Origin of the sequence: Curtobacterium sp. MCBA15_012 (assembly GCF_001864935.2) — a bacterium.
In the GTDB taxonomy this organism is placed as follows: Bacteria; Actinomycetota; Actinomycetes; order Actinomycetales; family Microbacteriaceae; genus Curtobacterium.
In genome coordinates this window covers 563,916-589,066 of sequence record NZ_CP126267.1, presented here as the reverse complement: position 1 = coordinate 589,066, position 25,151 = coordinate 563,916, and the positions used below count along the sequence as shown (strand labels likewise).

Here is a 25,151-nt window from a genome sequence, read left to right as displayed (position 1 = left end):
CCGCGCCCGCGGGCGGCGGCCGCGCCGTTCCGCGGTTCGGTCTGCTCGCGCACAACGGGAAGCACCTCGCACCACGGTTCGCCGTGGCGTGAGGTGCTTTCCGTTGTGCCGCAGAGTCGCTCGGCACCACAGCGCCCGACGCTCGCGGAGGTGAGTCCGAGGGCCCGGCATCGAAGCAGAGCACGGGACTGATCGGCAGTCAGTTGCGTGGACCGCGGCCCCTGTCGGCGAATTCTGACACTTGGCTTCGAAGCGCACCACGCCCCGAGAGGGTTCATCTGCGCTGCAGTCTCGCATCGACGGCGGACCCCGGGCGCTCGGGATCACCTTCCGGCGCAGCAGCTGCTGCAACATTCGACTTGCGACATATCCGGCACCGAAGCCTTGACTCAAATGGTACATCACGTTTCACTGGGGACATGGAGTTGTCCGGGCTTGCCCTCGCTTTCAGCGGAGTCGTCGTCGGCGTCGTGGCAGAACTCGCCGCCCGAGGCGTACTCGGGCCGAACGGCGCAGCCGGCATCCGAATCAGATCGGTCATGAAATCGGACGGGACATGGCGAGCTGGCCATCGCGCGGCCAGGCTCTGGCTCGACGGGGCAGGCCTCTGCTTCGTGGGCGGGGGCTTGTTGAACGCGTTCGCAACAAAAGCTGTCGCAGATGCCGCTGTCCTCATCGGGATGGTCGCTGGTCTGGCCTTGGTGGTCGCAGGCTCGGTCATCGCGAGCCGAGCGGCACAGCGCTGCGACGAGCGTTGACCGCTCACGGCGACCTCTCCGGCGGCATCTCGCGAGACCGGACGCACTCTCCCTCACCAGTCACCATCAGGAAGACGCCATGAAGAAGATCATCGCAACGGTCGCGCTCGGTGCCACCATCGCCGCAGCGGGCTTGTCCACTGCCGCAGCTTCCCAGTCGCGGCTGTACACCGACGAGCAGATCGTGCGCGGTCTGATCTTTGGTCAGGGCAAGCTGGCACACGAGATCGACACAGAGGTACGCCTGCCCGACAGCTTGACTGCCGATGACCGGAAGAACTACGAGCGATTCACCGACCACATCGTCGATGATGTCCTCCACAACCCTTCCTACGAGACCACCACGGCTCTCGACGAGGTTCAGTCCGGCGATCCGTACGAAGTCCTCAACGGTTTCTCCGGTCTTCGAGACGCCTTCTTCTCGTCCCTCCAGTCGAACTACCCGGAGGCGATCAAGGCCGGGGCTCGAGAAGACTCTGCGCGCGTCTGTGGTCCGACAGTCTGCGCGGCGGCCCTCGTCCTGGCCATCGCCGTCGGCACCGTGATCGCCGGAGTGAACTTCAACGTTGCTGGGAACGTGAACATCGTGGTCAACCAGAACGGCCTCTGGACCAACAACGGAGTCTGGAACTCACGCATGACGACAACCTCGACTGAAGGCCTTCCGACTGCGGATCCGTCGAAGGTCGCGGAGCACTACCCTCGTCTCCGCGAAACGGAAGTCGCCGCTCGCCTCGCTGCCCTCTTCGCCTGAGGAATGCGCAATCGCAAACTCGCCACGACCGTGCTGGTTGCCACCGTCAGCTGCACCGGATGCATCCTTCTCTGTCTGCTTTCGTTCCTCGGGAACAAAGCGCCGCAGACTGTCAGTGACCCGTCCGGGAACGGCATCGCCACTCGCACCGTTGCGCAGATCTTCCGCCAGGGCTGGGGCTTCTTCACACGAGACGCGCGGGAAGACATCGTACGAGTTGCTCACTTGCGGCAGGGCAGGTGGGTGATCGACGAGGGCAACGTGACCTCCGCGCCCGACAATGCATACGGCCTGTCGCGACACGCACGCAACTTTGACCAAGATCTCTCGTACTTGCTCGAGAGTCTCCCCGACAACACTTCCTGGTCCCGATGCCGCAACGTGAGGCGACCCGCCAGTTGCGAGCCCACTCGCACATCGCGGGATCCGGAAGTGTCGATGCACAGCTCATCGAAGGCTCTCTGCGGCGAACTCCTGCTGATCCGACAGCCACCTGTTCCGCTTGCCTTCGCTCGCTTCCGCACTCCGCCACCGGGAAGCATCACAAGGGCGCACGTACTGTGTACCGGAAGTTGAGCAACGCCGCAGAAGGGCTCGGCGCCGCAGTCCTTCGCTACTGGGCGAGGTCGCCGCACGGATTGCAGCTATCGGTCGCGCGGTCGGTGCTGGCTCTTTCGACCGTTGTTGTCCTCGCGGTGAACGATGCGTCGGTCCTCCTGCACGATCCCTCCTCGCCGGGGCTGAGACCGTCGAACTGCACGGGGCTTGCAGCGCTCGGAGCGTTCTGCCTGGCTGAGCCGTCCAGTGCCGACGTCGTCCGCTGGCTGCTCGTCCTGCTGTGCCTGCCCACGCTCGTAGGCGCTGTACCCGGCCTAGCCGCACCGTTGCATGCTTATGCCGCGTTCACCCTTGCGTCCAACACAGTTGGCATCGAAGGTGGCGATTACCTCACCGCGAGCGTTACCGCCGTGCTTGCACTGGTGTGCGCGACTGACTGGCGCGCATTCGGGTGGCGACCGCGCAGTTCAGGTATCCCAGCCCTCCGGCACATTCCGAGTCAAGTCCTGCTGGTGACGCTCAAGGTGCAACTGGCGTACGTCTACCTGGAAGCAGCCGTAGTGAAGCAGACGCATCCGATCTGGGCTGATGGCAGCGCACTCTGGTTCTGGCTACAGCAGCCGAACTTCGGAGCTCGGGCTGAGATTCGCTCCCTGCTCGAGGCCGCCTTTTCCCATGCCCCGCTCCTTCAGGCCGCTACTTGGGGCGTCATCGTGACGGAGTACGTCCTCGCGTTCTCCGTCCTGACCGCGAGGCGTCGGAACGCCCGTCTGATGACGCTGGCACTGTCCGCCACCATGCATCTGGTCTTCGCTCTGGTGCTCGGGCTCGTCACATTCGCAATCTCGATGATCGGCCTCGTGCTTCTGATCACGTGGCGCTCTTCAGACGCAATGCCCTGGGCGCTGTGCCGCGCCCTCCGCCGGACCGAGCCTCGATCTCTTGGTCCTGACAAGCGCCCTGAGCGTCCGCTCCTGGTTGCCCCTCGACGAGTCCGGTCGGACGAGTGAAGGGGCGGCGGGGTGCCTCGCCGCGACTTGCTCGTGAACAACGGGAGGCACCTCGCGCCACGGAAACCCGTGGCGCAAGGTGCTTTCGGTTCGGCGAAAGGCCGCGCGGGCGCAGCCGCAGCGGGCGGTGCGGGCAGCGCGGTGCGGGCAGCGCGGTGCGGGCAGCGCGCCCGCGCTACTCCCCCGCGGTGAGCGCGCGCAGCGCCTCGGGGTCGCTCTGGTCGAGGAAGTCCGTCAGCCGCTCGGGCTCGCCCGGCTCGTCGATCGCCTCGGCTGCCCGGCGCAGGGCGAACAGCGCGCGGAGCACGCCGCGGTTCGGCTCGTGCGACCACGGCACCGGCCCGGCACCGCGCCAGCCGGCCCGCCGCAGTGCGTCGAGGCCGCGGTGGTACCCGACACGGGCGTAGGCGTAGGACTCCAGGGTCGCGCCGCGCTCCCACGCCTCGTCGGCGAGCAGCGCCCACGCCAGGCTCGAGGACGGGTGCGACACGACGACGCTCGCCACGGGGGCGTCGGCGGCGAGCGCCGCGGTCACCTCCGGCTCCTCGGGCAGCAGGGTCGCGGGGTTCGCGGTCGGGTTCGGCAGCAGGTTCTCCGGCATGCCTCCAGCCTGTCACCTCTTGCCTGCGGTCGGGTCCGCCCGTACGGTGGACGTCACCTCGTCGTCACCACGGGGCTGCCGGGGCGGGAGACCGACCGACGGCACGGGTGGCGGACACGGGGGTCCCCCGACGGAAGAGCAGCAGTGCAGTCGACCACCGGTACCGCGCAGTCCTCGCGCTGACACCGTGATCGTCGCGCCCCGTCGGGCGCATCCGCGTCGCCGACCCCTCCGGGTCGCCGCGGGTCCGGTGTCGTGCGCCCAGCTCACGATCCGGGAGGCACCTCCATGCCCGCAACGACCCCCTCCGTCGTCCTGCACGACGTCACCTTCACCTGGCCCGACGGCTCCGTCGCGCTCGACCACCTCACCACCGCCTTCGGCCGGGGCCGGACCGGCCTGGTCGGGAGGAACGGGGCCGGCAAGTCCACGCTGGTCCGGCTCGTCACGGGGCAGCTCCACCCCACGTCGGGCAGCATCCGGACGACCGGTCCGGTCGACCTGCTGCCGCAGCGGCTCGCCGCCCGCCCCGGCGACACCGTCGCCGACCTGCTCGGCATCCGTCCGACGCTCACCGCGCTGCGTGCCGTGCTCGCCGGGACGGCGTCCGCCGAGGAGTTCGAGGTCGTCGGCGACGACTGGGACCTCGAGGAGCGTGCCGCGGCCGCGCTCGCGGATGCCGGGACCGGACTCGACGGCGACGACCTGGACCGCCCGGCGACGACGCTCTCCGGTGGCCAGGCCGTGCTCGCCGCCGTCGCCGGCATCCGGCTCCGCGGTCGTCCGATCGCGTTCCTCGACGAGCCGACGAACGACCTCGACCGTCGGGCACGGGCGGCGCTCCTCGACCTGGTCGACACCTGGGACGGGGCCCTCGTGCTCGTCAGCCACGACCGAGAGCTGCTCGAGCACGTCGACGAGACGGTCGAGCTCCGCGGCGGGACGGCGACCGTCTTCGGCGGCACGTTCAGCGCGTTCGAGGAGCACCTCGCCGTACAGCAGGCCGCGGTCGAGCGCGAGGTCCGCGTCGCCGAGCAGCGGCACCGGGCCGAGCAACGGCAGCGGATCGAGGCGGAGACGACGATCGCGCGCCGGGCGAGGGCGGGCGCGCGTGCCGGCCGGTCGATGCCGAAGATCCTGGCGAACGAGCTGCGGAAGCAGGCCGAGCAGACCGCCGGGCGGCTCCGGGTCGCGCACGCGTCGGCCGAGTCCGGGGCACTCGCGTCCGTGCGGGAGGCCGAACTCCGCCTCCGCGACGACGAGGCGATCCACGTGGCGCTCCCCGACCCGGACGTGCCCGCCGCACGGCGCATCGCCGCCCTCACGGTGCACGGGCGCGAGACGGTCGTGCAGGGTCCGGAGCGGATCGCGGTCGTCGGGGACAACGGCGTCGGCAAGAGCACGCTCCTCGAGCAGCTCGTCGGGGCGCCCGGCGCTCGGGAGCACCCGCTGCCCGGGACTGCGGCGGTGTCGTTCGTGGACCGGGCGGCGTACCTGCCGCAGCGGAAGGACACGCTCGACGACACCGCGACCGTGCTCGACAACGTGCGACGGGCGGCACCGCACGTCCCGGACGCCGAGGTCCGCAACCGCCTGGCACGGTTCCTGGTCCGCGGGGACACGGTCGACCGGGTCGCCGGGGCCCTGTCCGGCGGTGAGCGGTTCCGGGTCGCGCTGGCGACACTCGTCCTCGCGGACCCGCCGCCGCAGCTGCTCGTGCTGGACGAACCGACGAACGACCTCGACCTGACGAGCGTCGACCAGCTCGTCGCCGCGCTCCGGGCGTACCGGGGTGCGCTCGTGGTCGTCAGCCACGACGAGGCGTTCCTCGACCGGCTCGACCTGACCGGTCGGGTCGCCCTGTCGTGACGCCAGGGCGGCGCTACCGCCGTCGGGTCGGCCGGATCGCGAGCGACTCGATCGTCCCCCGCTCCGGCAGGTCGACGACGGTGCGCACGGCGGCGGCGACGTCCTCGGGTGCCAGGTAGTAGTCGGTGTCGTACTCCTCGCCGAGCTTCTCGACGAGGGCGCGCTGCATGTCCGAGTCGACCCGACCCGGGTGCACGCTCGACACCCGCACGCCGTTCGCCCGTTCTTCCTCGCGCAGGGCGTCGGCGAAGGCCCGCAGCGCGAACTTCGACGCCGCGTACACACCGCCGCCGGGGCCCGCCGTGAAGCCCGACCCGCTGTTGATCGGGACGACGATGCCGCGGGCTGCACGGAGTGCCGGCAGCGCCAGCCGGGTGAGCTCGGCGACGGCGAACACGTTCGTGGCGAACACCTGCTCCCAGACCGCGCGCGGGGTGTCGCCGACGCGGGTGCCCTGCTCCACACCGGCGGAGTGCACGAGCACGTCGAGCCGCTCAGGGAGCGGGGCGGTCTCCCCCGCGCCGAGGTCGGCCACGAACGGCGAGGCGTCGGGCAGCTCGGCGACCAGGGCATCGACCGCCTCGGCGGTCCGGCCGCCGACGACGACGTGGTGCGTGCGGCCGAGCTCGATCGCGATGGCCCGGCCGATCCCCCGGGTGGCCCCGGTGACGAGTGCGGTCGGACGGCTGGCGGCAGGTGCGGTGTCGGTCATGGCCACGAGCCTACGGACGGCGTGGGACGGACCGGCACCGCGCCTCCAGGCTGTGGACGGCACCACCCGACCTGCCGCCTGTGCAGGAACGACGGAGGGCGGCGCACCCGCGCCGCCCTCCGACCCGACCGGACGGTGGCGCTCCCGCGCCGCCCTCCGACCCGACCGGAAGGCGACGCTCCCGCGCCGCCCTCCGCTCCGACCGCTGCCGGTCAGTCCTTCTCGCGCCCCGCGCTCTCGCGGATCCGGATGCCCTCGAGGACGTCCTTCGCGTGCTGCTCGTCCTGCTTCTCGATCTGCCGGGTGTCGCGCTCGGGGAGCTGGATGTCCTCCTCGGCACGGATGCCGGCCTGCAGCTGGCGCCCACGCTCGAGCTCGGCGTCGAACTCGGCGCCGAACAGCAGCGCGTTGTTCGTGATCCAGATCCACAGCAGGAAGACGATCACGCCACCGAGCGAGCCGTACGTGGCGTTGTAGTTCGAGAAGTTGCCGACGTAGAAGCCGAAGCCGACGCTCGCGACGACCCAGATCGTGATCGCGACGAGCGCGCCACCGCTGACCCACTTGAACTTCGACTGGCGGATGTTCGGCGCCCAGTAGTACAGCACCGCGACGATCACGATCATGATCGCGAGCAGGATCGGCCACTGCACGATCGAGACCACGAGCGCGGCTGCGTCCCCGAGGCCGACGACGTCACCGAACGTGCGCGCCAGGGGCCCGGAGAGCAGCACGAGCAGGCCGACCACGAGCAGCACGACGGTGAACACCGTGACGCCGAGCATGGTCGGGCGGAGCTTCCAGATCGGACGGCCCTCGCGCACGTTGTAGATCCGGTTCATCGCCCGGCCGAAGGCGCCGACGAACCCGGAGGCAGACCACAGCGCACCGAGGAGACCGACGATGAACGTGACCGGGGCCGCGGGCGAACGGACGAGACCCTCGATGGGGTCCTGGAGCAGGTCGGCGACCTGTCCACCGCCGACGTTGCGGACGACGTCGAGGAGCGTCTCGATCGTCTTCTGCGGATCGGACACCAGCCCGAGGATCGAGACGATCGCCAGCAGGCCCGGGAACAGGGCGAGGACCGTGTAGTACGTCAGGCTCGCCGCGAGGTCGGTGCACTGGTCGCCGGTGAACTCGCGGAGCGTCTTCTTCAGCGTGTACGTGAACGACGGCTTCGTCAGGTCGGTCGGGCTGTCCGGCTTGCGCGGGTCGTCCGGCGCCGGCTTGCCCTGGTTGCGGTCCGTGTCGTGGTCCTTGCGCGCCATGGCCCTAGCCCTTCGCCTTCGCGAGGGCCTTCGCCGCCGCCTTCGACCGCTTCGCGGCCTGCTTCCGGTTCGCCGTCGCACGGCGCTGCACCGCCGAGATGCCGGCGCGCTGCTTGACGCGGTTCTTGTGCACCGGGTCGCGCTCGAGCGACTCCTCCGCCGCCTTGCGTCGGGCCTTCCGCCCCTTCCGGCCACCGCGGGCCTGGTCGGGGTCGGGCTCCCCGCGCGCGCCGAAGGGCAGGAGCGCGGTGAACGCCGTCTGCGCCGGAGGCTGGTCGAGGTGGCCGGCGTCGGTCCGACCGATGCGCGCACCGAGCACGATCGCCGCGACGCCCGTCGCGGCGGTCACGGCCATCGCGACGAGCGGGGTCGGGTCACGGTGCCAGCGCTGCCGGGCCTTCGCGACCGCGAGCCGGGTGCGTGCCGGCACGTTCGCGCGCCGCTTGATCTCGGTGACGCTGTCCGTCAACCGCTCGCGCGTGCGCACGTTCGCGAGTTCCAGCTCGGGGAGACTGTCCTTGGCCATGCAATCTGCCTACCAGGACGGGTCCGCGCCGGTGCTCAGCAGGAGCCGTCTAGCGTGCGCCGCATGCTGATCCGGGACGTCGCCGAGGGGATCCACCGCCTCGAGCTCGCACACACCAACACCTACCTCGTCGAGACCGGCGACCGGCTGCTCGTCGTCGACGCCGGGCTGCCCGCCGTCTGGCCGCACCTGCTGCTCGCGGTGCACGAGCTCGGCTACTCGCCCGCCCGCGTCGAGGCGCTCCTGCTCACCCACGGGCACTTCGACCACGTCGGCACGGCCGCCCGGATGCACCGGGAGTGGGGCACGCCCGTGTACGTGCACCCCGGCGACCGCGAGCTCGCCGCGCACCCGTACTCGTACCGCCCGCAGACGAACCGGTTCGGCTTCGTCGCGGTGCACCCGGGCGGGTTCGCCCCGCTCGGCCGGATGCTCGTCGCCGGTGCGCTGACGGTCGACGGGGTCGCGGACACGCTGCCGCTCGCCTCGCGCGCCGAGGTCCCGGGCACCCCGTGGATCATCGAGACGCCCGGGCACACCGACGGGCACGTCGCGCTGCACTTCGCCGACCGTGACGCCGTGGTCGTCGGGGACGCGCTCGTCACCTTCGACCCGTACACGGGCGGGATCGGTCCGCGCGTGGTCGCCCCGGCCGCGACGGCGGACGTCGACACCGCGGTCGCCTCGCTCGCGCGCCTGGAGGACACCGAGGCACGCCACGTCCTGCCCGGCCACGGGCCCGCGTGGTCGCGCGGGGTGCGGGCCGCGGTCGCGCAGGCGCGACGGACGGCGGGGGTCGCGTAGCGCGGCAGGCACGCGGCAGGCACGCGGCTGGCGCGGTACGCGGCACGCGGCACGCGGCACGCGGCACGCGGCACGCGGCGGACACGAGCGCGTTCCGGGAGGCGAGCGCGGCCCTGGTGGTGGGCGGCGACGGACGGGAGGCGCGGTGCGGGCCCGCACCGCGCCTCCCGTCCGTCGCCACGAACCCTGGTGCGCGCTCCCTGCCGGAGCGCCCGCGACACCTGGTGGAACCGAGCGTCCCTGCCGGAACCGGGCATCCCTGACCGGACGGAACGACCCGGTACGCCCGGACCCGCCGAGGACGCCGAGCACGCCGGCGGGCCGGGTCGGGCGCGCGCTACTCGGGCAGGACGACGTCCTCCGGGACGCCCGACACCGCCGAGCGACCAGCGGCCTCCATCACGGCGAGGCTGCGCAGGTTGTCGCGCCCGCTCGTCTCGGGTGCCGGGCCGCCCTCGACCGAGCGCGCGAACGCCTGCAGCCCGCCCTGGCGGTCCGTGTGCTGCATGGTCGGAAGCTCGACCACCTCGGCCTCGGCGTCCTGGTCGGTCCGGAGCGTCACCCGGTCCCCCGCGACCTCGCTCGGCGACCCGTCACGGCTCGTGAACCAGAGCTCGCCGTCCTCGCCCTGGATGCTCCACTCGCCGGCCCACGCGGTGCGCGGCGCCCGGGACAGCCAACTGCCGCGGTAGCTCACGACGAGGCCGCCCTCGAGCTCGATGACCATCGAGGTGATCGCCTCGTCCTGGTACTTGCTGTACGACGGGTACGAGGAGCGGGCGTAGACGCGCACGGCCTCGCGTCCGGTGATCATCCGCATCAGGTCGAAGTGGTGGATCGCCATGTCGTTGATCATCGGGTGCGGGAACCGGTAGTGCGGGTAGGTCTCCGCGGACTCGTCGTTGTCCCACTGCCGGAAGTCGACGTCGATCGAGGCGATCTCGCCCACGGCGTCGGCCTCGAGCAGCTCCTGCACCACGCGGGGTGCGGGGTACCAGCGGTAGTTCTGGCTGACCTGGAGCACGAGCCCGAGCTCCTCGGCGCGGCGGACGGCGCGGAGTGCCTCCTCGGTGGAGTTCGCGAAGGGCTTCTCGACGAGGACGTGCTTGCCGGCGTCGAGGGCCTCGAGGGCGAGCGGCACGTGCGTGACGGCCGGCGCGGTGATGAGCACGGCGTCCGCCTCGACCGCGGCGAGCGCCTCGGTGAGGGACGCGAACGCGCTGCCGGCCGGCATGCCGAGGTCGGCGCGGACGGCCTCGAGGGTCGCCGCGCTCGGGTCGACGAGCCCGACCACCTCCACCTCGCTGACCTGCGGGACGGCGGTGCGGGCCCAGTTGCCGCCCCAGCCTCCGAGACCGACGTGGATGATGCGGACCGTCATGCGGGCACTCCTTCGTGACTGCGGTGCGCCACGACTCCCGCGGCGCGTCCGACCAGTCTGTCAGGGCCGCGGGTGCCGGGGCGCAGGCGGGACGGGCGCGCCGGGCGTCGGGCGGGTCCGCCGATGGAGCAGAAGACGTCGGGTGCGTGGGGTCGACCCGACGTTTCCTGCTCCATCCGCACCGGGGACGAGCGCGCGCGCCCGGCACGCGGGCGCCCGGCTCAGTGCGTGAAGGCGTAGACGATGAGCGCCATCGTGACGATGAAGCCCGCGAGGTAGTTGATCCAGAGGAAGCGCTTCCACCCCGCGTTCGCCGCCTCGGCCCCGGCGTCGGTGACGTTCCACCACGGCAGCACGTTGAGCGCGTACGGCACCACCACGACGGCGGCGATCGGCCCCGGGAACGCCGAGAACAGCAGCACGACCCCGGCCACCAGGTAGGCGGCGAACGCCAGGCGCACGGTCGCGCGCGCACCGATCACCGTCGCCACGGACCCGATGCCCCCGGCCCGGTCGGCCAGCACGTCCTGCACGGCACCGAACGCGTGCGAGGCCACGCCCCACAGGAAGAACGCGACGCAGACCGCGACGAGCTGCCCGGTCCAGTGCGGTCCGGCGAGCGCGAGGCCGTACAGCGCCGGCGACACGAAGTGCGTCGACGAGGTGAGCGAGTCGAGGAAGGGCTTCTCCTTGAACCGCAGACCCGGCGCCGAGTACGCGACCACCGCGAACACACTGATCGCCAGGACGAACCACGACCACGGACCGTTGCCGCTCAGCGCGCCGAGCACGACGAGCGCGACGAGGAACGGCACGTTCGTCACGACCACGGCCCACAGCGTCGCGCGGTGCACGCTCTTGTCGAGCAGGGCCCCCTCGACGCCGCCCTTGCGCGGGTTGCGCAGGTCGGACTCGTAGTCGAAGACGTCGTTGATCCCGTACATCGCCAGGTTGTAGGGCACGAGGAAGTACACGACGCCGACGAGGAACGCGACGAGGGAGAACCCGCCGCCGCCCGCGACGCCGACCCCGCTGCCGAGCAGGTAGGCGGCACCGAACGGGTAGGCGGTGTTCACCCAGCTGATCGGCCGGGAGGACACGAAGAGCGCGCGCAGCGTCGACGGACGGGAGGCGGTGGTGGCGTTCACTCGGGGTCCTCGGCTCGCGGGGCGGTCGGGTCGGGCGCGGGGCGCCGGTCGGTCCGGTCGTGCGCGCCCGTCCGGTCGCGTGGGGCGGTCCGGTCGTGCGCGCCCGTCCGGTCGCGTGGGGCGGTCCGGTCGTGCGCGCCCGTCCGGTCGAACAGCACCCACAGGCTCGGCAGCAGCACGACCGCGGCGACCGAGTAGGCCAGGTCCTCGACCGGGATCACCCCGATCTTCGCACCCCACACGAGCGACCAGTCGTAGGCCACGACCCGGAGCCCGACGATGACGTTGTCGAACACCATCGTCATCGCGACCAGCACGACGCCGACGACCACCGACGTCACCACGGCCACCCGAGGCCCGGCCGACGACCGTCGTCCCGCTGCCCGGGCGCGACGGCCTGCGACGACCCCGGCGACGACCGCGACGACCACCACGGCGGCGAAGAACGGCAGGGCGAGCAGGGCGTAGGTCGCGGTGCCGGCGCCGCTCACGAGCGACCCCGGGTGGAGGCACCGGGCGCTACCGGGGCCGGTGCGTCCACCGCTGCGCGCTTCCGGGCCGCACGGCGCTCGAGCACCGGCCGCACCGCCCCGACCAGGTCCATCGTCGTCCAGCAGAGCAGCACCAGGAAGAAGAGCTCCTCGAGCGGCACCTCCGGTGCGAGCAGGACGCCGGTCAGCAGGTCCTGCTGGCCGATGAAGAAGATCCCGAGCGCGACCCCGGCCGCGTCCCACACCAGGAAGAACGCGAGGCCGACGACCATCACCGCGGCCGCGCGCCACGGCGCCCGCCAGAAGAACAGGCGGTGGCGCGCGTCGAGCACGGCCACGCCGACGATCGACACCACGAGCCCGGCGAGGTAGACCCCCGGCATCAGTCCGTGGTCCGCGCCGCACCCACGGGCGACGGCAGCGGGGTCGGCAACGGCTCCGTGCTCGTGTCGCCGTGGATCCGCTTGAGCAGCACCTCGGCGCTGATCAGGCACATCGGCAGCCCGATGCCCGGGGTCGTCGAGGCACCGGCGTAGTACAGGCCGTCGACCTTCTTCGACACGTTCCTCTCGCGGAAGAACGCGCTCTGCGCCAGGGTGTGCGCCGGCCCGAGCATCGAGCCGCTCCAGGCGTTGTAGTCGTCGGCGAAGTCCTGCGGCCCGATCGTGCGGCGGACCCGGATGCGGTCGCGGAGGTCGGGCACACCGGCGCGCTCGGCGATGACGTCGATCGCGCGGTCGGCGATCCGCTCCACCTCGGCGTCGCCGGCCCCGTCGATGCCGCCCTTGCCGATGGACAGGTCGGCGGGGAGCGGGACGAGCACGAACAGGTTGCTCGTGCCCTCGGGCGCGACGGTGTCGTCGGTCAGCGAGGGGGCGCAGACGTAGATCGACGCCGGGTCCGGCACGTGCCGGTCCTTGCCGAAGATCGCGCCGAAGTTCGCCTCCCAGTCCTCGGTGAAGACGAGGGTGTGGTGCAGCAGCCCGGGCACGGGACCGTCGACGCCGAGGTACGCGAGCACGGCGCTCGGCCCCGGGTCGCGCTTCTGCCAGTGCGCCTCGGGGTAGCTGCGGTGTTCGGCGTCGAGCAGGTGCAGCTCGGTGTGGTGCAGGTCGGAGGCGCTCACCACGAGGTCGGCCGGCACGGTGTGGCGCTCCCCGGAAGCGTCGCGGTGCACGACGCCGGTGACGTGGCCGTCCTCGACGAGGATCCGCTCGACCGGCGACTCCGTGGCGATCGTGACGCCCTCGCGCCGGGCGACGCGCTCGACCGCGGCGATCACCTCGGTGATGCCGCCCTTCGGGTAGAGCACCCCGTCGGCCAGGTCGAGGTGGCTCATCAGGTGGTACATGCTCGGCGCCGCGTACGGGCTCGTGCCGAGGAACACCGCCGGGTAGCCGAGGACCTGCCAGAGGCGCCGGTCCCGGACGGCCTTCGACGCGAAGGTCGACAGCGGCTGGAGCAGCAGTCGGGCGAGCTTCGGGAGCCGCCGCAGCACGTCGGGCGCGGCGAGCTTCGTGAGGTCCTGGAACGTCGTGTACAGGAACCGACGCACGGCCATGGCGTAGGTGTCCTCGGCGGAGTCGAGGTACGCCCGCATCCGTTCGCCGGCACCGGGCTCGATCGACTCGAACAGCGCGATGTTCGCCTCGCGGTCGGCGAGCAGGTCGATCGGCTCGTCGTGTCCCTCGGAGTACACGCGGTACCCCGGGTCGAGCTTCACGAGGTCCATCTCGGCCGCGGCGGAGGTGCCGAGCAGCTGGAAGAAGTGGTCGAACACCTCGGGCATGAGGTACCAGGACGGCCCGGTGTCGAACCGGAAGCCGTCGCGCTCCCACGAGCCGGCGCGACCGCCGAGCTGGTCGCGCTGCTCGAGCACGGTGACGGCGTAGCCGTCCCGCGCGAGCAGCGCGGCGGACGCCAGTCCGCTGATCCCGCCGCCGATGACGACGACGCGTCGGGCCGGCACCGTGCGTCGACGGGTGGGTGCGGTCGGCCTGGAGGCACGTGGCGGGGTCATCGCGCGCCTCCCGTCCGGTGGTGGGCAGCCCGGGACGCGAGCGGCGCGCGTCCGGCGAGCACCTGCGCGGCCAGCCGCGCCTTGACCGGGTTCGGCACCCGGACCCGGCTGGTGACCAGACGGTCCGCCGGGGTCGCCGCGATGCGGTCGTTGAGCTCCTGGAACAGCGCGTGCGCGAGCCCGACGGCCTTGCGCGCGTCGGCCGGCAGCAGCGGCACGGTCAGGGCGGCGCGGTCGAGGTCGGCCTGCACGTCGGCGACCAGGCGGTGCTTCGTCGCCTCGTCGAACGAGCGGATGTCGACCCCCGGGAAGTACGAGCGACCGAGCACCTCGAAGTCGGCGTGCAGGTCGCGGAGGAAGTTGACCTTCTGGAACGCGGCGCCGAGGGCCCGCGCGCCGTCCACGAGCACGGTGTCGTCGAAGGTCGGTCGTCCGGCACGGTGCACGAACGCGCGGAGGCACATCAGGCCGACGACCTCGGCCGAGCCGTACACGTAGCGGTCGAACGAGGCCTGGTCGTGCTCGGTGCGCTCGAGGTCCATCCGCATCGACGCGAAGAACGGCTGCGTCAGCTCGGGACCGAAGCCCGTGGTGCGGGCGGTCCGGGCGAAGGCGTGCACGACGGGGTTCACCGAGAAGCCGTGCGCCATCGCGCGCTCGGTGTCGGTCTCGAGCTCGTCGAGGACCGTGAGGGCGAGGTCGTGGTCGAGACCGGCCTCGGTCGCGGGGCCGTCGACGACCTCGTCGGCGACGCGCACGAGGGCGTAGACGTTGCGGATGTGCTCCCGCGTGTCCTTGGTGAGCAGGCGGCTGGCCAGGCCGAACGAGGTCGAGTAGCGCTCGATGACGACCCCGGACGCAGCCTCGGCCGTCGCGTCGTAGAGGGGCAGACGCGGTGGTGCGGTCTGGGTCACCGCACGCGCTCCAGCAGTTCGGTCACGAGTGCCTCCAGGCGGTCGGCGAGGTCGTAGGGCAGGGCTGCGAGCTCGGCACGGGCGAGGGCCGCGTGCTCGGCGATCCTGGACTCGGCAGCCGATCGGGCGCCGCAGGTCTCCAGGGTGGCACGGAGTTCGGCGGCGCGCTCCTCGGTGAGGCCCGGGTCGCCGAGGTACGGCGCAATGTCGTCCCAGCAGTCGGTGGTCGCGGCGTACGCGATGAGCATGGTCCGCTTGCCCTCGCGCAGGTCGCCGAGGACGGACTTGCCGGTCGCGGTCTCGTCGCCGTAGACCCCGAGCAGGTCGTCGACGATCTGGTACGCGATGCCGATCTCGCGGCCGAACGCACCGAGGGCCTCGACCACCTCGTCGGAGGCCCCGGCGAGCACGGCGCCGGACTGCAGCGGTGCCTCGAACGAGTACACGCTCGTCTTCGCGCGCTCCATCGCGAGGACCTCGTCGACGGAGGGCATCACGCCGTGCGCGAGGTCGACGTCGGTCATCTCGCCCGCGGCGCTCGCGAACACCGCGTCGTCGAGGATCTCGAGCAGACGGGAGCGTCGCTCCCCGGTGACGCCGGACGCCTCGATGAACCGGGCGGCGGCGACGAGGGCGAGGTCACCGGCGATGACGGCCGCGCTCACCCCGCGGTGCTCGGCGGTCGGCAGGGCCAGGCCACCCGTGGTCCCGGTGTCGCGGAACGCCCCGGCGACGTTCGGCTGCCCACGACGGGACCAGTCGCGGTCGATGACGTCGTCGTGCACCACGAGGGCGGTGTGCAGGAGTTCGTACGCCGCGGCGACGTTGGCCGCGGCGTGGTCGTCGGTGCCGCCGAGGAAGCCGTAGGCGGTCAGCACCATGCGGGGGCGGAACCGCTTGCCGCCCATGCTCGCCTTGCGGAGGACTCGCCAGAGTTCCTCGGACGGTCGGCCGAACCGCTGCGCGCGGGCCGACGACACCGCGAAGAAGCGTTCGATGCAGTCGTCGACCAGCGCGAGGTCGATCTGGGCCACGGTGGCCGCTTCCTCGCTCATTGGCCTAATCTATCGGTGCAGATGAACACTTTCCCGGAAACCGTCGTCCTGTTGGCAGATGACCGTACCCCGGTCGGCACGGCGGACAAGTTCGCGGTGCACACGACCGACACGCCGCTCCACCTCGCGTTCTCGTGCCACGTGCGGAACACCGCGGGTGAGGTCCTCGTGACCCGCCGCGCCCTGAGCAAGAAGACCTGGCCCGGCGTGTGGACCAACACGTTCTGCGGGCACCCAGGCCCGGACGAGGCGTTCGAGGACGCCGTCGCCCGCCGTGCATCCCGTGAGCTCGGCATCACCGTCCGCGACGTCGAGCTCGTCCTGCCCGACTTCCGGTACCGCGCGGTGGACGCCTCCGGCATCGTCGAGAACGAGGTCTGCCCGGTGTTCCGCGCCGTGACCGACGACGTGCCGGCCCCCGCGGACGACGAGGTCGCCGAGTACGCGTGGGTCTCCGAGGAGGCGCTGCGCGAGTCCGTCGCGGGTGCGCCCTTCGCGTGGAGCCCGTGGCTCGGGTGGCAGCTCGCCGAGCTCGAGCGCCAGGGACTGCACGTCACGCGCTGACGACGTCGACGAACGGGAGGGTCGTGGCGGTCCCGCCTCGACCCTCCCGTGCGTGCGCCCCGGGCGCGTCCCGCTGACGGCGTCGGCCGGGGTCGGGTGGCGCGCAGCCGACTCCCGTGCATAATGATCTGGCTCGGAATGTGAACGTGCACATCGAGGTGCCACGGCCCCGAGCGGGAGAGAGCAACGATGGCGTCACCGCGGACACAGCAACCGCGATCGCCCAGCATCCGCGACGTCGCGCGGGTCGCCGGCGTCTCGCACCAGACCGTCTCGCGGGTGCTCAACAACTCCGACGCGATCCGTGCCGAGACCCGGGACAAGGTGCTCGCGGCGATGGAGCAGCTGCAGTACCGGCCGAACCGTGCAGCGCGGGCACTGGTCACGAGCCGGACGCACACGATCGGCGTCCTCACGGCGCAGCGCTCGCACTACGGCCCGGCCGCGACCATGCAGGCCATCGAGGACGCGGCGGTGTCGCGCGGGTACTCGGTGACCACGTCGAACATCGCCGACGCGACGGACGCCGCGGTCCGGGACGGTCTCGGGCACCTGCTCGACCAGGACGTCGAGGGGATCATCGTCATCGCGCCCCAGCAGCGCGTGTTCGACCTCATCGAGGAACTCGGCATGCGCACGCCGTACGTGGCGCTGCGGACGAGCGTCGGCGACGGCCCGACGACCCTGTTCGTCGACCAGATGGAGGGGGCCCGGCTCGCGACCGCGCACCTGCTCGACCTCGGGCACGAGTACGTCCGGCACATCGCGGGCCCGCGCGACTGGATCGAGGCCGAGGCCCGCATGCAGGGCTTCCTCCGCGAGATGAGCGACCGCGACATGCCCGTCGTCCCACCGATCCTGGGCGACTGGACCGCGGACTTCGGCTACCACGCGGGGCGCGAACTGCTGCGGTACCGGGACTGCACGGCGATCTTCTGCTCGAACGACGCGATGGCGCTCGGGGTCATGCACGCGGCCCGCTCCTACGGCCTCGACGTCCCGGGCGACCTGTCGGTGGTCGGGTACGACGACATCCCGGAGGCGAAGCACCTCTGGCCGCCGCTCACCACCGTGCAGGTCGACTTCCCCGAGCTCGGCCGTCGCTGCGTCGAGCTGCTGCTCCCCGCCGCAGAGCAGGCGCTCCGGCCCGTGGACCTCGTCCCGCAGCTCGTCGTGCGCGGGTCGACCGGCGCACCGCGCCGCCGCTGACGCGACCGCGCCGGGACGGGAGGCCCGTGGCGGGGCCGCACCGCGCCTCCCGTCCGCCCCGTGGCGGGTCGAGGGACGCGCGACCGGGCCGCGCCGCGCCTCCCGTGCCCCCACCTCGGGGGCCGGACCCGCGCGGCTTCCGCCGGATCGCGCGGGCCGTTACAGAAACGCGACCCAACCGAATTGACAGCCCCCTCGGCGCTGTGCGTAAATTACCTCCGTTCCGCCGATGTGAACGGTCACATGACCGTCACATCCCGGCCCACCGGGCCGGCCAGGGCGGGCACCGGACGCGACAACGGGGTCCACGCAGGTCTCCTGCGCCCCCACTGCCGCTTCCTCACCACCCGAAGGACTGCCGCACTGCAGCGGCAGAAGGAGATGCACCGTGGCGTCAACCCCACAGGGACCGGACCTGGCAACCAGGTCCGTCACCAGCGCCGAGACCCTGCTCGAGATGCGTTCGATCACCAAGGAGTTCCCTGGTGTGAAGGCGCTCTCGGACGTGTCGCTCAGCGTCCGCGCCGGCGAGATCCACGCGATCTGCGGCGAGAACGGCGCCGGCAAGTCGACCCTCATGAAGGTGCTGTCGGGCGTCTACCCGTACGGCACCTACAGCGGCGAGATCGTCTACGAGGGCGACGAGGTCCGCTTCAAGGACATCAAGCAGTCCGAGCAGGCCGGCATCGTCATCATCCACCAGGAGCTCGCGCTCATCCCCGAGCTGTCGATCACCGAGAACCTGTTCCTCGGCAACGAGCCGGGACGCTTCGGCGTCATCGACTGGACCGCCGCCCAGCTGCGCGCCCAGGACCTGCTCGCCCGCGTCGGCCTCGACGAGGACCCGGACACGCAGATCAAGAACCTCGGTGTCGGCAAGCAGCAGCTCGTCGAGATCGCCAAGGCCCTGCACAAGGACGTCAAGCTCCTCATCCTCGACGAGCCGACCGCGGCCCTGAACGAGAACGACTCGCAGCACCTGCTCGACCTCATCGTCGGCCTGAAGTCCAAGGGCATCGCGAGCATCATCATCAGCCACAAGCTGAACGAGATCGAGCAGATCGCCGACGAGATCACGATCATCCGTGACGGCAAGGCGATCGAGACCCTCAACGTCAAGGGCGACGGCGTCAACGAGGACCGCATCATCCGCGGGATGGTCGGCCGCTCGCTCGAGAGCCGTTTCCCGGACCGCACGCCGAAGATCGGCGAGGTCTTCTTCGAGGTCAGGAACTGGACCGTCCAGCACCCGCAGGACTCCGCCCGCCTCGTCGCCAAGGGCTCGAACTTCCACGTGCGCCGCGGCGAGATCGTCGGCTTCGCGGGCCTGATGGGCGCCGGCCGTACGGAGCTCGCGATGAGCATCTTCGGTCGCTCCTACGGCACCTTCCTCGACGGCCAGATCATCAAGGACGGCCGCGAGATCAAGGTCGCGAACGTCCAGCAGGCGATCGCGAACGGTCTCGCGTACGTCTCCGAGGACCGCAAGGCGCTCGGCCTGAACCTGCTCGACACCGTGAAGCGCTCGACGGTCTCCGCCGACCTGCCGAAGATCTCGAAGGGCGGTGTCGTCGACTCCCTGCAGGAGTACGACGTCGCCGAGAAGTACCGCAAGATGCTCCGCACGAAGGTGCCCTCGGTCGAGGACAACGTCGGCAAGCTCTCCGGCGGGAACCAGCAGAAGGTCGTCCTGTCCAAGTGGATGTTCACGGACCCCGACCTGCTCATCCTCGACGAGCCCACCCGCGGCATCGACGTCGGTGCGAAGTTCGAGATCTACGGCATCATCCAGCAGCTCGCGGCACAGGGGAAGGGCATCATCCTCATCTCCTCCGAGCTCCCCGAACTCCTCGGCCTCTCCGACCGGATCTACACGATCTTCGAGGGCCAGATCACGGCTGACGTCCCCGCAGACCAGGCCGATCCAGAAACGCTCATGCGCAGCATGACCTCCGCGCGGAAGGGCGCCACCGTCTCATGAAGAACCTGAAACTGCTGTTCGGCAAGGGCAACAGCATCGGCCAGTACGGCATGATCATCGCGCTCGTCGCGATCCTGGTGATCTTCTCCGTGCTCACGAAGGGGCTCATCCTCGAGCCCACGAACATCATCAACGTGTTCCTGCAGTACTCCTACATCCTCATCCTCGCGCTGGGGATGGTCATGGTGATCATCGCGGGCCACATCGACCTGTCGGTCGGCTCGGTCGCCGCGTTCACGGGCATCATCGTGGCGCAGTCGATGGCGCAGTGGCACTTCCCGGCGTGGGCGGCGATCCTGCTCGGCCTCGCGGTCGGTGCGGCGGTCGGTGCGTGGCAGGGCTTCTGGGTGGCGTTCGTGAAGGTCCCGGCCTTCATCGTGACCCTGGCCGGCCAGCTCATCTTCCGCGGTGCGAACCAGATCATCGGCAACTCGACCTCGCAGCCGGTGCCGGACGACTACGCACAGATCGGCTCGGGCTACCTGCCCGACTTCGGCCCGGACTTCGGGTTCTCGAACGGCACGGTCATCCTCGGCATCATCACGTGCCTCGTGCTCGTCTTCCTCGAGTTCCGCGGCCGCCAGCGTCGCAAGAAGATGCAGGCCGAGGTCGTCCCGCTCTGGGTCTCGATCGTCCGCACGGGCATCCTCGTCGCCGTCACCCTCGTCGCCACGTACCTGTTCGGCCACGGCCCCGCGGGCACGTCGATCCCGATCGTCGCGATCATCCTCGGTGTCCTGACGATCCTGTACGGCTTCCTCACCAAGAACACGATCTTCGGTCGCCAGGTCTACGCCGTCGGTGGCAACGCCAACGCCGCGGTCCTGTCCGGCGTCAGCGCGAAGAAGGTCAACTTCTTCGTCATGATGAACATGTCGATCCTCGCCGCGATCGCCGGCATGGTCTTCGTCGGCTACTCGGGCGCCTCAGGCCCCGCCGACGGCACCGGCTGGGAGCTCGACGCGATCGCCGCCGTGTTCGTCGGTGGCGCCGCGGTCGCGGGTGGTATCGGCACGATCTCCGGGTCGATCATCGGTGGCCTCGTGATGGCGCTCCTGTCCAACGGTCTCTCCCTGGTGGGCCTCGAGTCCAACAAGGTGCAGATCATCCGCGGTCTCGTCCTCCTCGTCGCCGTCGCCTTCGACGTCTACTCGAAGTCGCAGGGCCGTCCGTCCCTGATCGGCGGGATGTTGAAGCAGTTCCAGCGGAAGGACACCGAGCAGAACACGGTGGCCGCCCAGCAGCCGCGGTCCATCGAGGACCAGCCGGAGAAGGTCAACATCCAGTAACGCGTGGCGGTCGGCCACCCCGGTGGCCGGCCGCACGATCCCTCACCACACAGCACCACTCCTCAACGAAGAGAAAGCAATCTCATGCGCAAGAAGCTCATCGCCGGCATCGGTCTGGCACTGGTCGCGGGCCTCGCCCTCAGCGGCTGCTCGGCTCGTGGCAACGACTCCGGTTCCGGCTCGTCCGACGGCGCGTCGAACGTGAAGATCGAGAAGGGCGCCCTCATCGGCGTCGCGCTCCCCGCCAAGACCTCGCAGAACTGGGTCCTCGCAGGTGCCGCGTTCGAGAAGTCGATCAAGGACGCCGGCTTCAAGTCGGACATCCAGTACGCGAACGCCGGCAACCCGGTCCCCGACCAGCAGGCGCAGATCCAGTCGATGGTCACCAAGGGTGCGAAGGCCATCATCATCGGTGCGGCCGACGGCTCGCAGCTCGGCACGCAGGTCGCCGCCGCCAAGAAGTCCGGCGCCGTCGTCATCGCCTGGGACCGCAACATCCTGAACACCGAGAACGTCGACTACTACGTCGCGTTCAACAACTTCAAGGTCGGCCAGCTCCAGGCCCAGGCCCTGCTCGACGGCATGAAGGCCAAGAAGCCGAACGGCCCGTACAACATCGAGCTCTTCTCCGGCTCGCCCGACGACGCCAACGCGAAGGTCTTCTTCAACGGCGCCATGGACGTGCTCCAGCCGAAGATCGACGACGGCACCGTCAAGGTCGTCTCGGGTCGCACCAGCTTCTCGGAGACCAACACGCAGGGCTGGCTCGCGCAGAACGCCCAGTCGCGCATGACCGACATCCTGACGAAGTCGTACACGAACACCGAGCTCGACGGCGTCCTGTCGCCGAACGACACCCTCGCCCGTGCGATCCTGACCGCGACCGCCGCGGCCGGCAAGCCGAACCCGATCGTCACCGGTCAGGACTCCGAGACCGCGTCGATCCCGCTGATCATGCAGGGCAAGCAGTACTCGACCATCTACAAGAACACCACCGAAGAGGCCCAGGCGGCCATCGACCTGGTGTCCGACCTCGCCGACGGCAAGAAGCCGGAGACGAAGGAGGACAAGAACAACGACAACGGCAAGAAGATCGTGCCGGCCGTCGAGCTCACCCCGGTCCTGGTCACCAAGGAGAACGCTGTCGAGGCCTACAAGGGCAACAGCACCCTCGAGGACCTCGCGAAGCAGGGCTGACACCCGCTCCGCAGCACCGCACCACTGGACGGCCCCGTCTCGCCTCGGCGAGACGGGGCCGTCCCGCGTCCCGCGGGCGGGCCCGTCCGACGGGCGCGCGCGGTCGGCGCAGGGCGCGGCTGACGGGAGGCGCGGGGCCGGGCCGCCACGGGCCTCCCGTCCGTCGGTCAGCCGGACGGGAGGCGCGGGGCGGGGCCGCCACGGGCCTCCCGTCCGTCAGCCGGTCGGGTCGGCCCCCGCAGCCGACGCGCAGTGCGCGGCGCGGAGGCGTCGCACCGCGTCGCGGAGCGTCGGGACGTCGGTGCGGGCCGTCCCGGAGACGATCGCCGGGGTGGTGTCGAAGTACCGGCGGGTCAGGCGCTCCCCCAACGAAGCGACGCGCGACCACGGGATCGACGGCTCGCCAGCCGTGACCGACGACGGCAGGCTGCGGACGGCCTCACCGACCTCGACCAGGCGCATCCGCACGGCGTCGTGCACGAGTTCCTCGGGCAGGGTCGGGTCGGCGACGTGCCGCAGGACGGCGTCGCACGCCCGGTCGACGTCGTCCAGCCGGTCCGCGAGCGACCGCGGGACCGCACCGCACGCGTGCTCGCGCCGGCTCCTCACAGCGGCACCGCCTCGCGGAGGGCCGAGCCACGCAGCCCGGCGGCGTCCGCGACGTCGACGCGCACGCCGAGCAGGCGCTCCGCGGCGTCCTGGATCCGGAGCAGGCAGAAGATGCCCGAGTCGGGCGGCAGGTCGACCATGAGGTCGACGTCGCTGCCGGGTCCGTCGTCACCGCGCGCGACGCTGCCGAACAGGCGGGGGTTCGACGCCCCGCACTCGGCCACGACGGCCAGCAGGTCGTCCCGGACGGCGGCGATGCGGTCGCGGAGCGAGGGCTCGGCCGGCGCCGGCCGGAGGTCGACCACCGCGTCGAAACCCGCGGCGTGGAGCAGCCGCTGCAGCGCCGCCAGGGAGGGCTCGCGACGCCCGTTCTCGTAGGTGCTGATGACGCTCTGGGTCACCCCGGCCCGCTCGGCGAGCTGCACCTGCGTCAGTCCCGCTCGCCGTCGGGCGTGGCGGAGCAGCTGGGACGCGTCGACCGGGACACGGGATGGAGCTGGGGCCATGCCGCCACCGTACACGGAATGTCACATACAGTGGAACGGTTCGTCCAGCGTCTCCAGATGACGAGGACGCGGGGGTCGCTCGAACCCCGTCCGTGCGGATCCCGCGGTCAGTGGTCGCGCTGCGAGACGTCCGCGCGGTGGAAGTTCATGGCCGACCGGGAGGGGGTCGGCCCGCGCTGCCCCTGGTAGCGCGACTGGTACTCGGCGGAGCCGTAGGGCTTGTCGGCCGGGCTCGACAGCTGGAAGAAGCAGAGCTGCCCGATCTTCATCCCGGGCCAGAGCTTGATCGGCAGCGTCGCGACGTTCGACAGCTCGAGCGTGACGTGGCCGGAGAAGCCCGGGTCGATGAAGCCCGCCGTCGAGTGGGTGAGCAGGCCCAGGCGCCCGAGCGAGCTCTTGCCCTCGAGCCGTGCGGCGATGTCGTCGGGCAGCGTCACGACCTCGAACGTCGAGCCGAGGACGAACTCCCCCGGGTGCAGGACGAACGCCTCGTCCGGGTCGGTCTCGACCAGGCGGGTCAGGTCGGGCTGGTCCACCGCGGGGTCGATGTGCGGGTACTTGTGGTTGTCGAACAGCCGGAAGAACTTGTCGAGCCGGACGTCGATGCTCGACGGCTGCACGAGCGAGCCGTCGTACGGGTCGAGGCCGATCCGGCCTGCAGCGAGCTGGGCGGTGATGTCGCGGTCGGAGAGCAGCACGGGTGGAAGCCTAGCGGCAGGCGGTGCGGCGTCGGTATGGTGGTCGGCTGCCCACCGGGCGGCGGAGGACGGCCGTCCGACCGGCCGACAGCGGGGGCACCATGACCGAGCAGGGAACAGTCGTCGAGGAACTCGTCGTCCCGACGACGATGGACGACGACCCGGAGCGCGTCCGCGCGTTCCGCGACTGGCTGGCCGTCTCCGACGCCGCCGAGGTCGCGGTGCACGGACTCACCGAGCTGTCCTGGAAGCCGGCCGAGTACCTGCCGATGTGCCACGAGCCCGGGTCGCCGAGCCGCCTGTTCGTCGTGCGCGACCCGGACGGCTCGGTCGTCGGGTCGGGCTCGTACGACACGAAGTCCGAGCCCGGCACGACGAACTGCTGGATCGCGGTCGGGGTCCGGCCGGACCGGCAGCGCCGCGGGATCGGGACGCTGCTCGCCGACCACATCGAGGGGATCGCCCGGGCCGAGGGCCGCACGCAGCGCAAGACGTACGCGGTCTCCCGCCAGGTCGGTCCCGCGTCGGGCCCGGGGTTCGTCCCGGCGCCGACGGGCTTCGGCGCGGTCCCCGAGGACGAGGCCGGGGTGCGGTTCCTGACCGGCCGCGGCTGGCACTTCGGACAGGTGAACCGGATCAGTCGGCTCGGGCTCCCCGCCGACCGGTCCGTCGTGCGCGCCCTGCACGACCGCGCTGCGGCCGCCGCCGGGCCCGGGTACCGCGTGCACACGTGGACCGACCGCACACCGGACGCGTGGCTCGACGGGGTCGCGGTCCTGCACACCCGGATGAGCACCGACGCCCCCTCGGGCGACATGGCGGAGCCCGAGGACGTCTGGACCGCCGACCGCGTGCGCGAGTCCGAGGAGCAGCTCGCCGGCGGGCCCCACGCGATGCTGACGATCGCCGTCGAGCACGTCGCGAGCACCACCCTGGCCGGTTTCAGCCAGCTCAAGGTGCCGCACGGCCCGTCCCGAGCCGTCATGCAGTGGGACACGCTCGTGCTGCGCGAGCACCGCGGGCACCGGCTCGGGTGGCTGCTCAAGGTCGTGGGGATCGAGACCGTGGAGCGGGACCACCCCGGTCGGCCGTCGATCATCACGTTCAACGCCGAGGAGAACCGGCCGATGCTCGACGTCAACGAGGCCGTCGGGTTCGTCGGGGTGGGCAGCGAGGGGATCTGGGAGCACCGCGACTGACCACCGGGGCCCGGGTGTGCGACGGCA

26 protein-coding genes are annotated in these 25,151 nt (G+C 71.2%); 12 read left to right on the top strand and 14 right to left on the bottom strand.

Going from position 1 to position 25,151, the window contains the following annotated elements:
* The first annotated feature begins 419 nt into the window (after positions 1-419).
* The 4 genes from QOL15_RS02800 (at position 420) to QOL15_RS02790 (ending at position 3,080) form a co-directional block, all read left to right on the top strand.
* Positions 420-758, top strand: coding sequence for an SdpI family protein (locus QOL15_RS02800; RefSeq protein WP_083230413.1), 339 nt, complete (start codon positions 420-422; stop codon positions 756-758).
* A gap of 79 nt (positions 759-837) precedes the next feature.
* Complete coding sequence (locus tag QOL15_RS02795; RefSeq protein ID WP_065964748.1) at positions 838-1,512, top strand: hypothetical protein; 675 nt, start codon at positions 838-840, stop codon at positions 1,510-1,512.
* Between the two features lie 3 nt (positions 1,513-1,515).
* Positions 1,516-2,088, top strand: a complete 573-nt coding sequence (locus tag QOL15_RS16650) for an SdpA family antimicrobial peptide system protein (protein WP_139197567.1) — start codon at positions 1,516-1,518, stop codon at positions 2,086-2,088.
* The gene (locus QOL15_RS02790) at positions 2,085-3,080 is read left to right on the top strand and encodes a hypothetical protein (RefSeq protein ID WP_139197568.1); all 996 of its coding nucleotides are present in this window, start codon (positions 2,085-2,087) and stop codon (positions 3,078-3,080) included. Before QOL15_RS16650 ends, QOL15_RS02790 begins: the two co-directional genes overlap by 4 nt.
* A gap of 175 nt (positions 3,081-3,255) precedes the next feature.
* On the opposite strand, the gene QOL15_RS02785 is transcribed toward QOL15_RS02790, so the two are convergent.
* Positions 3,256-3,681, bottom strand: coding sequence for a DUF3151 domain-containing protein (locus QOL15_RS02785; protein WP_065964751.1), 426 nt, complete (start codon positions 3,679-3,681; stop codon positions 3,256-3,258).
* A gap of 288 nt (positions 3,682-3,969) precedes the next feature.
* On the opposite strand from QOL15_RS02785, the gene QOL15_RS02780 reads away from it, so the two are divergent.
* A complete protein-coding gene (locus QOL15_RS02780; protein ID WP_071248997.1) occupies positions 3,970-5,550 on the top strand; it encodes an ATP-binding cassette domain-containing protein in 1,581 nt (526 codons plus the stop codon).
* Between the two features lie 13 nt (positions 5,551-5,563).
* On the opposite strand, the gene QOL15_RS02775 is transcribed toward QOL15_RS02780, so the two are convergent.
* The 3 genes from QOL15_RS02775 to QOL15_RS02765 all read right to left on the bottom strand — a co-directional run bounded on the left by QOL15_RS02775 (position 5,564) and on the right by QOL15_RS02765 (position 8,059).
* Positions 5,564-6,262 carry an SDR family oxidoreductase gene (locus QOL15_RS02775; protein WP_071248999.1) on the bottom strand — a complete coding sequence of 233 codons (699 nt, stop codon included), beginning with the start codon at positions 6,260-6,262 and terminating at the stop codon, positions 5,564-5,566.
* Positions 6,263-6,474: 212 nt separating this feature from the next.
* Complete coding sequence (locus QOL15_RS02770) at positions 6,475-7,533, bottom strand: YihY/virulence factor BrkB family protein (RefSeq protein ID WP_065964758.1); 1,059 nt, start codon at positions 7,531-7,533, stop codon at positions 6,475-6,477.
* 4 nt (positions 7,534-7,537) lie between these two features.
* Positions 7,538-8,059, bottom strand: coding sequence for a hypothetical protein (locus QOL15_RS02765; protein ID WP_065964760.1), 522 nt, complete (start codon positions 8,057-8,059; stop codon positions 7,538-7,540).
* A gap of 63 nt (positions 8,060-8,122) precedes the next feature.
* Between QOL15_RS02765 and QOL15_RS02760 the strand changes: the two genes are divergently transcribed.
* Positions 8,123-8,863 (top strand): MBL fold metallo-hydrolase, encoded by a 741-nt coding sequence (locus QOL15_RS02760; protein ID WP_071249138.1) that lies wholly within the window; start codon positions 8,123-8,125, stop codon positions 8,861-8,863.
* 337 nt (positions 8,864-9,200) lie between these two features.
* Here QOL15_RS02760 and QOL15_RS02755 read toward each other — a convergent pair whose 3' ends face one another.
* From QOL15_RS02755 to QOL15_RS02725, 7 genes are all read right to left on the bottom strand, one after another.
* Entirely contained in the window at positions 9,201-10,244 is a 1,044-nt protein-coding gene (locus QOL15_RS02755; RefSeq protein WP_071249001.1) for a Gfo/Idh/MocA family protein, read from the bottom strand.
* Between the two features lie 221 nt (positions 10,245-10,465).
* A complete protein-coding gene (locus QOL15_RS02750) occupies positions 10,466-11,392 on the bottom strand; it encodes a prenyltransferase (protein ID WP_071249003.1) in 927 nt (308 codons plus the stop codon).
* Positions 11,389-11,883 carry a hypothetical protein gene (locus tag QOL15_RS02745; protein WP_305405291.1) on the bottom strand — a complete coding sequence of 165 codons (495 nt, stop codon included), beginning with the start codon at positions 11,881-11,883 and terminating at the stop codon, positions 11,389-11,391. Before QOL15_RS02745 ends, QOL15_RS02750 begins: the two co-directional genes overlap by 4 nt.
* Positions 11,880-12,266, bottom strand: coding sequence for a lycopene cyclase domain-containing protein (locus QOL15_RS02740; RefSeq protein WP_071249007.1), 387 nt, complete (start codon positions 12,264-12,266; stop codon positions 11,880-11,882). The genes QOL15_RS02745 and QOL15_RS02740 overlap by 4 nt, the downstream gene beginning before the upstream one ends.
* The gene (gene crtI / locus QOL15_RS02735; RefSeq protein ID WP_083394096.1) at positions 12,266-13,903 is read right to left on the bottom strand and encodes a phytoene desaturase family protein; all 1,638 of its coding nucleotides are present in this window, start codon (positions 13,901-13,903) and stop codon (positions 12,266-12,268) included. The genes QOL15_RS02740 and crtI overlap by 1 nt, the downstream gene beginning before the upstream one ends.
* Positions 13,900-14,817 carry a phytoene/squalene synthase family protein gene (locus tag QOL15_RS02730; protein ID WP_071249011.1) on the bottom strand — a complete coding sequence of 306 codons (918 nt, stop codon included), beginning with the start codon at positions 14,815-14,817 and terminating at the stop codon, positions 13,900-13,902. The genes crtI and QOL15_RS02730 overlap by 4 nt, the downstream gene beginning before the upstream one ends.
* On the bottom strand, positions 14,814-15,872 hold the full coding sequence (locus QOL15_RS02725) for a polyprenyl synthetase family protein (RefSeq protein WP_071249013.1): 1,059 nt from the start codon (positions 15,870-15,872) through the stop codon (positions 14,814-14,816). Before QOL15_RS02725 ends, QOL15_RS02730 begins: the two co-directional genes overlap by 4 nt.
* A 21-nt stretch (positions 15,873-15,893) precedes the next feature.
* On the opposite strand from QOL15_RS02725, the gene idi reads away from it, so the two are divergent.
* From idi to QOL15_RS02700, 5 genes are all read left to right on the top strand, one after another.
* Entirely contained in the window at positions 15,894-16,436 is a 543-nt protein-coding gene (gene idi, locus QOL15_RS02720) for an isopentenyl-diphosphate Delta-isomerase (protein ID WP_065964218.1), read from the top strand.
* A 189-nt stretch (positions 16,437-16,625) separates the two neighbouring features.
* Positions 16,626-17,645 (top strand): LacI family DNA-binding transcriptional regulator, encoded by a 1,020-nt coding sequence (locus tag QOL15_RS02715; RefSeq protein ID WP_065964205.1) that lies wholly within the window; start codon positions 16,626-16,628, stop codon positions 17,643-17,645.
* 457 nt (positions 17,646-18,102) lie between these two features.
* A complete protein-coding gene (gene mmsA / locus QOL15_RS02710; protein WP_071249018.1) occupies positions 18,103-19,626 on the top strand; it encodes a multiple monosaccharide ABC transporter ATP-binding protein in 1,524 nt (507 codons plus the stop codon).
* Positions 19,623-20,915 carry a multiple monosaccharide ABC transporter permease gene (gene mmsB / locus QOL15_RS02705; RefSeq protein ID WP_065964209.1) on the top strand — a complete coding sequence of 431 codons (1,293 nt, stop codon included), beginning with the start codon at positions 19,623-19,625 and terminating at the stop codon, positions 20,913-20,915. Before mmsA ends, mmsB begins: the two co-directional genes overlap by 4 nt.
* Before the next feature lie 84 nt (positions 20,916-20,999).
* On the top strand, positions 21,000-22,112 hold the full coding sequence (locus QOL15_RS02700) for a sugar-binding protein (RefSeq protein WP_065964211.1): 1,113 nt from the start codon (positions 21,000-21,002) through the stop codon (positions 22,110-22,112).
* A gap of 216 nt (positions 22,113-22,328) precedes the next feature.
* Here QOL15_RS02700 and QOL15_RS02695 read toward each other — a convergent pair whose 3' ends face one another.
* From QOL15_RS02695 to dcd, 3 genes are all read right to left on the bottom strand, one after another.
* On the bottom strand, positions 22,329-22,721 hold the full coding sequence (locus QOL15_RS02695) for a DUF86 domain-containing protein (RefSeq protein WP_071249020.1): 393 nt from the start codon (positions 22,719-22,721) through the stop codon (positions 22,329-22,331).
* A complete protein-coding gene (locus QOL15_RS02690; protein WP_217637621.1) occupies positions 22,718-23,227 on the bottom strand; it encodes a helix-turn-helix domain-containing protein in 510 nt (169 codons plus the stop codon). The genes QOL15_RS02695 and QOL15_RS02690 overlap by 4 nt, the downstream gene beginning before the upstream one ends.
* 107 nt (positions 23,228-23,334) lie before the next feature.
* Positions 23,335-23,925 (bottom strand): dCTP deaminase, encoded by a 591-nt coding sequence (gene dcd, locus QOL15_RS02685; protein ID WP_065964215.1) that lies wholly within the window; start codon positions 23,923-23,925, stop codon positions 23,335-23,337.
* A 101-nt stretch (positions 23,926-24,026) separates the two neighbouring features.
* Between dcd and QOL15_RS02680 the strand changes: the two genes are divergently transcribed.
* Entirely contained in the window at positions 24,027-25,124 is a 1,098-nt protein-coding gene (locus QOL15_RS02680; RefSeq protein ID WP_071249022.1) for a GNAT family N-acetyltransferase, read from the top strand.
* Positions 25,125-25,151 lie beyond the last annotated feature (27 nt).

Bases quoted from the DNA above. Each gene is read 5' to 3' on its own strand.
- QOL15_RS02800 (WP_083230413.1), top strand. From the start codon at position 420: ATGGAGTTGTCCGGGCTTGCCCTCGCTTTCAGCGGAGTCGTCGTCGGC.
- QOL15_RS02795 (WP_065964748.1), top strand. From the start codon at position 838: ATGAAGAAGATCATCGCAACGGTCGCGCTCGGTGCCACCATCGCCGCA.
- QOL15_RS16650 (WP_139197567.1), top strand. From the start codon at position 1,516: ATGCGCAATCGCAAACTCGCCACGACCGTGCTGGTTGCCACCGTCAGC.
- QOL15_RS02785 (WP_065964751.1), bottom strand. From the start codon at position 3,681: ATGCCGGAGAACCTGCTGCCGAACCCGACCGCGAACCCCGCGACCCTG.
- QOL15_RS02780 (WP_071248997.1), top strand. From the start codon at position 3,970: ATGCCCGCAACGACCCCCTCCGTCGTCCTGCACGACGTCACCTTCACC.
- QOL15_RS02775 (WP_071248999.1), bottom strand. From the start codon at position 6,262: ATGACCGACACCGCACCTGCCGCCAGCCGTCCGACCGCACTCGTCACC.
- QOL15_RS02770 (WP_065964758.1), bottom strand. From the start codon at position 7,533: ATGGCGCGCAAGGACCACGACACGGACCGCAACCAGGGCAAGCCGGCG.
- QOL15_RS02765 (WP_065964760.1), bottom strand. From the start codon at position 8,059: ATGGCCAAGGACAGTCTCCCCGAGCTGGAACTCGCGAACGTGCGCACG.
- QOL15_RS02760 (WP_071249138.1), top strand. From the start codon at position 8,123: ATGCTGATCCGGGACGTCGCCGAGGGGATCCACCGCCTCGAGCTCGCA.
- QOL15_RS02755 (WP_071249001.1), bottom strand. From the start codon at position 10,244: ATGACGGTCCGCATCATCCACGTCGGTCTCGGAGGCTGGGGCGGCAAC.
- QOL15_RS02740 (WP_071249007.1), bottom strand. From the start codon at position 12,266: ATGCCGGGGGTCTACCTCGCCGGGCTCGTGGTGTCGATCGTCGGCGTG.
- crtI (WP_083394096.1), bottom strand. From the start codon at position 13,903: ATGACCCCGCCACGTGCCTCCAGGCCGACCGCACCCACCCGTCGACGC.
- QOL15_RS02725 (WP_071249013.1), bottom strand. From the start codon at position 15,872: ATGAGCGAGGAAGCGGCCACCGTGGCCCAGATCGACCTCGCGCTGGTC.
- idi (WP_065964218.1), top strand. From the start codon at position 15,894: ATGAACACTTTCCCGGAAACCGTCGTCCTGTTGGCAGATGACCGTACC.
- QOL15_RS02715 (WP_065964205.1), top strand. From the start codon at position 16,626: ATGGCGTCACCGCGGACACAGCAACCGCGATCGCCCAGCATCCGCGAC.
- mmsA (WP_071249018.1), top strand. From the start codon at position 18,103: ATGCGTTCGATCACCAAGGAGTTCCCTGGTGTGAAGGCGCTCTCGGAC.
- mmsB (WP_065964209.1), top strand. From the start codon at position 19,623: ATGAAGAACCTGAAACTGCTGTTCGGCAAGGGCAACAGCATCGGCCAG.
- QOL15_RS02700 (WP_065964211.1), top strand. From the start codon at position 21,000: ATGCGCAAGAAGCTCATCGCCGGCATCGGTCTGGCACTGGTCGCGGGC.
- QOL15_RS02690 (WP_217637621.1), bottom strand. From the start codon at position 23,227: ATGGCCCCAGCTCCATCCCGTGTCCCGGTCGACGCGTCCCAGCTGCTC.
- QOL15_RS02680 (WP_071249022.1), top strand. From the start codon at position 24,027: ATGACCGAGCAGGGAACAGTCGTCGAGGAACTCGTCGTCCCGACGACG.